The following is a 4,291-nucleotide window of genomic DNA, read 5'->3' on the forward strand; positions in this document are numbered from 1 at the left end:
CTGAGCGTTCAAACCAATCGCTGCTGTTCGAGATGTTCGCGTCCCTGTGTGGTTCCCAGAAAACAACTGGGTTCCGTACATGTGAATACTGAGCTTTAACGGCTCGGACGAGACTTGCCGGCCCTCTGTGGGGGTTGTGCGTTGATCGTTCGGTGGTTATGGCGAGGGGGAAACACCCGGTCCCATCCCGAACCCGGTAGTTAAGCCCCTCAGCGCCGATGGTACTGCATGGGAGACTGTGTGGGAGAGTAGGACGCCGCCGGACTTATATTGGGTGGGGCCCGCCACATTGTGGCGGGCCCCACTTCTTTTTGTATGCGCGTGTTGGGGGAGGCCCCGCCATTTTCGTGGCGGGGCCTTTTTGTTTTTTGTGGGGATGTTGGTGTTCGGCCTACTGGTAGGCGGGGATGAGCCAGCAGGCTCGGTAGAGGGGGAACCCCAGCCCCTGCGGGGGCTGTGTCGGAGGTGCCTGAGGGCGGAGGTGGCGGCCCTGCCGGGGAAGGCCGAAGGAGGTTGGGCGATGAATCAGCGCCTTGCGTCGGGTCTAGATAGGTGGAAGAACGACGCCAAGAGGGAGGGTTTCGGGTGGAGGAGTTCGTGCCGCAGACCGCGTCCGAGAAGGTGCTCTGGCATTTCGCGATGTCGCTGGACGGGTTCGTCGCGGGGCCTGAGCACGACATGGGCTGGATGGCCGGGGTGAGTGTCCGGCCGGGGTTGCATGAGGAGTACGTGCGGACCACCGGGGCCATTCTCGGCGGGCGGGACGGGTGGGACGCGGCCATCGGCGGGAGTCGGCCCTATGGGGGTGCCTGGAAGGGGCCGATCTTCGTGCTGACGCATCATCCGGAGGATGCGGAACCTGCGGAGGACGTGACGTTCCTCAGCTGCGATGTGGCCGAGGCGGTGCGGATCGCGCTTGAGGCCGCCGGCGGGAAGAACGTGGAGGTGTTCTCGCCGACGATCGGGCGGCAGTTGATCGAGCGGGGGCTGGTCGATGAGATCGACCTGCATGTGCTGCCGGTTCTGCTGGGGGATGGGATCCGGCTGTTCGACAAGCCCGGTGGGGTGCCGGTTCGGTTGCGGCTCGTGGGCGGGGACGGGCCCACTTCGGCCGTCAACCTGCGGTTTCGTCCGGCTTCTCGGGGGTGACCCGGTAGAGGACGTGGCGGCTGAGGGGGTGGGATTCAGGGAGGTTGGGGTGGTCGAAGTCGTCGTCGGGATCGCGGGTCATGCCGATGCGGCGCATGACGGCGCGGGAGCGGGTGTTCTCGACGGCGGTGAACGAGACGACCTCGGTGAGGCCGAGGTCGCTGAAGGCGACGTCGAGGGAGCGGCGGGCGGCCTCGGTGGCGTAGCCGTGGCCCCAGCTGTCGCGGGACAGGCGCCAGCCGATCTCGACGGCGGGGGTGAAGTGGGCGTCGAACCGCGGGACGGACAGGCCGGTGAAGCCGATGAAGCGTCCGGTCGCGGCGACCTCCAGGGCCCAGAAGCCGAAGCCGCGGGCCTCGATGGCCGCGTCGAGGCGGTCGGCGAGCGCGTTGCTCTCCGCGCGGGTCATGACGTCCGGGAAGTGCCTCATGACCTCCGGGTCGGCGTTGAGGGCGGCGAAGGGGGCCCGGTCGTCCTCGCGCCAGCGGCGCAGGACGAGGCGTTCGGACGAGGGCATCGGGTCAGGCTACCCGCCGGGCGCCGCTGTCGCCCGGCGGTCACCTTCTACTGGCCGACCAGCCAGTGGTCGTTGGCGCCTGCGCGAGTGAACGTCAGGGTCGGGCAGAGGTAGTCGGACGGGTTCGGGGTGGCGACGGGCTGCCAGGGGGAGTCGGACGGGCTCGCCGGGACCCAGGCGCCGTTGCGGCGGAGCTTGATCGAGCTGCTCTCGAAGACGACGTTCTTGGCGTCCTGGCAGTAGTAGGCGTTGCCGGTCGACGGGTCGCGGCTGGCGTAGATCTCGAAGATGTCCCAGCCGTAGGAGAGGGCGCTGGTGTCGGTGCCGGACTTGCTGAAGAACGAGCTCCAGGCTCCGGTCGTGTAGTTGTACAGGTAGGCCGTCCAGGCGTTGGTGGACGGGTTCGTCCGGACGAGCTGGACGGTGTAGGCGGCGTGTCCGTTCACCTGCGTCGTGTAGGTCCGCTGGAACGAGGCGTCCATGGGGATCTCGACGGCGGGGCCGCCGCTGCCGCACCAGTCCCAGGCCCACAGCTCGTTGCCGACGGCCTGGGAGTAGACCGTGGTGACCTCCATGCAGGACGAGGCGGCCTTGGTGGTCGGCGCGTAGGTGAAGTCGTCGCTGTAGGAGACCTGGTAGGACGGGTCGACGCTGTGCGTCGCCACGATCCCGTCGTGGGTTCCGGCGGCGGGTTCGACGCCCCAGAACTCGTGGACCTGCTCGCGGAGCGCGGGCGCGGTCCTGCCAAGGCGGGCGTCGTGCAGTTCGCGGAACGCGCGGGCGGCCTTCGCCGTGCGGGCGTCGTGGGGGACGGGGCGGGCGCCGGCGACGTGTCCGATCTTGGGGGCGGTCGGGTCCGGGGACGCCGGGGCCGTCGGACGGGCGGGCACGGGGGCGGTGGGGTCGGGGGCGGCCGTCGCGGGGGCGGCGGCCAGGGCGGTGAGGAGGACGGTCGGGAGCACGCACGCGAGCAGGGTTCGTCGCTGCATCACACGACTCCTTGGGGAGGCGGGGGACGGGTCGGCGTGCGCGCGCTGGCCGGGCGGCGGGGGCTCGGGGGAGCAAGATCGCCCCTGCCGCCGACCCATAGAGTGCGATCAGTTCGGACGCGTGTCAATGCCCTTTTCAGGGATTTTTCAGGCGATTCAGAACAAGCACCTCAGAAGGGGCGAACGGCCTATCGTGGCCAGCCGTGGCGGCGGGCCGCGCCGGGGGTGTGGCCGAAGGCGCGGCGATAGGCGTCGATGAAGGCGCTCGACGACGACCAGCCGCAGCGGTGCGCGACGGTGGTCACCGGCAGGCCCTCGGCGAGCAGGATCAGCGCGTGGTGCAGGCGCAGCGTGGCGCGCCAGCGCGGGAAGCCCATGCCCAGCTCGCGGGCGAAGAGCCGGGACAGCGTCCGCTCGCCGGCGCCCACGCGGGCGCCGAGTTCGGCCAGGCCGGCCTGCTCGGACGGGTCGTCCAGGAGGATCCGGCAGGCGGCGGCGAGGCGCGGGTCGCGGGCGGCGGGCACGTACTGCCCGGCCAGGCGCGGGGCCCGGCGCAGGCGGTCCAGCAGGACGGCGAGGAGGCGGGCGCGTTCCGGGCCGCCGTCGTCCGGCTCGGCGGTGAGGGCGAGGACGAGCTCGCGCAGCAGCGGATCGACGGTGATGATCGCGGGCGCGGGGCCGTGGCCGGACGGGGCGTCCGAGGGCGGGATCCCGACGAGGCGCAGGTCGGCGGCGCCGAACGCGCGGTGCTCGTGGGCGATCCCGGCGGGCACCCACAGGCCGCGTCCGGGGAACGCCAGCCAGACGCCCGCCTCGGTCGTCACCGTGACGACCCCCGCGCGGGCGTAGATGAACTGCGGGTTGTCGTGCCGGTGCGCGCTCGCGCCCGCGCCGCGACTCAGCGGCCGCGTCCCCGTCGGTGCCTCCGGCAGATGTCGTGTCGCGGGGGCGGAGAGGGGCGTGGGGGAGCGGTTCGCGGGCATGGAGGGCTCCGGGTCGGGTGGCGGGTTTGCGATACAGGATGGCGAGATGTCGGAAGCGCGACAAGCGGCGGGGCGGTGACGCTGGCGGACATGAAGCGTTCGGTCCTCCTGCTGTCCGCCGGGCACTCCTGTGTGGACGTCTACCAGGGCGCGGTGCCCGCGCTCGTTCCGTTCCTGGTCACCGGGCGGCACTACGGCTACGCGGCCGCGTCGGCGGTGGTGCTGGCGGCGACGCTGCTGTCGTCGGTCGTCCAGCCGGTGTTCGGGGTGCTCACGGACCGGTGGCGGATGCCGTGGCTGATCCCGGTGGCGATGCTGCTCGCGGGGCTCGGGATCGCGGCCGCCGGGACGTCCGGGGACCGGGCGGTCGTGTGGTCGGTCGTCGCGCTGTCCGGGCTCGGTGTGGCGGCGTACCATCCGGCGTCGGCGAGGCTCGCGCGGGCCGTCACGCGGGGCGACCACACCGCGATGAGCTGGTTCTCGCTGGGTGGGAACGTCGGGTTCGCGGCGGCTCCGCTGCTGGTCACGCCGCTGCTGGCGGCCGGCGGGCTCGGCGCGACGCCGTGGCTGGCCGTCCCTGCGGTCGCGGGGACGCTGATGACCGTGCTGGTGACGCGGGCCCCGGCCCCGGCCCCGGCCCCGGCCCCGGCCCC

General features: G+C 71.8%; 5 protein-coding genes and 1 rRNA gene. 3 read left to right on the plus strand and 3 right to left on the minus strand.

Features of this window, described 5'->3' with window-relative positions; all coding sequences use genetic code 11:
* Nucleotides 1-148: 148 nt before the first annotated feature.
* Nucleotides 149-265 (plus strand): 5S ribosomal RNA (gene rrf / locus EBO15_RS42720).
* A 320-nt stretch (nt 266-585) separates the two neighbouring features.
* Complete coding sequence (locus EBO15_RS42725) at nt 586-1,149, plus strand: dihydrofolate reductase family protein (RefSeq protein WP_122200132.1); 564 nt, start codon at nt 586-588, stop codon at nt 1,147-1,149.
* Here the strand turns inward: EBO15_RS42725 and EBO15_RS42730 are convergent.
* From EBO15_RS42730 to EBO15_RS46985, 3 genes are all read right to left on the minus strand, one after another.
* The gene (locus EBO15_RS42730) at nt 1,115-1,666 is read right to left on the minus strand and encodes a GNAT family N-acetyltransferase (RefSeq protein ID WP_122200133.1); all 552 of its coding nucleotides are present in this window, start codon (nt 1,664-1,666) and stop codon (nt 1,115-1,117) included. The genes EBO15_RS42725 and EBO15_RS42730 overlap by 35 nt on opposite strands.
* 47 nt (nt 1,667-1,713) lie before the next feature.
* On the minus strand, nt 1,714-2,655 hold the full coding sequence (locus EBO15_RS42735) for a carbohydrate-binding protein (protein ID WP_122200134.1): 942 nt from the start codon (nt 2,653-2,655) through the stop codon (nt 1,714-1,716).
* Nucleotides 2,656-2,843: 188 nt separating this feature from the next.
* Nucleotides 2,844-3,638, minus strand: a complete 795-nt coding sequence (locus EBO15_RS46985) for a helix-turn-helix transcriptional regulator (protein WP_122200135.1) — start codon at nt 3,636-3,638, stop codon at nt 2,844-2,846.
* Nucleotides 3,639-3,728: 90 nt separating this feature from the next.
* Between EBO15_RS46985 and EBO15_RS42745 the strand changes: the two genes are divergently transcribed.
* The coding region (locus EBO15_RS42745) for an MFS transporter (protein WP_122200136.1) at nt 3,729-4,291 on the plus strand (563 nt) is incomplete at its 3' end.

Origin of the sequence: Actinomadura harenae (assembly GCF_003696215.1) — a bacterium.
GTDB lineage: Bacteria > Actinomycetota > Actinomycetes > Streptosporangiales > Streptosporangiaceae > Spirillospora > Spirillospora harenae.

What these genes read in the sequence shown, in the direction of transcription:
- EBO15_RS42735 (WP_122200134.1), bottom strand. Translation starts at nt 2,655, where the DNA reads ATGCAGCGACGAACCCTGCTCGCGTGCGTGCTCCCGACCGTCCTCCTC.
- EBO15_RS46985 (WP_122200135.1), bottom strand. Translation starts at nt 3,638, where the DNA reads ATGCCCGCGAACCGCTCCCCCACGCCCCTCTCCGCCCCCGCGACACGA.
- EBO15_RS42730 (WP_122200133.1), bottom strand. Translation starts at nt 1,666, where the DNA reads ATGCCCTCGTCCGAACGCCTCGTCCTGCGCCGCTGGCGCGAGGACGAC.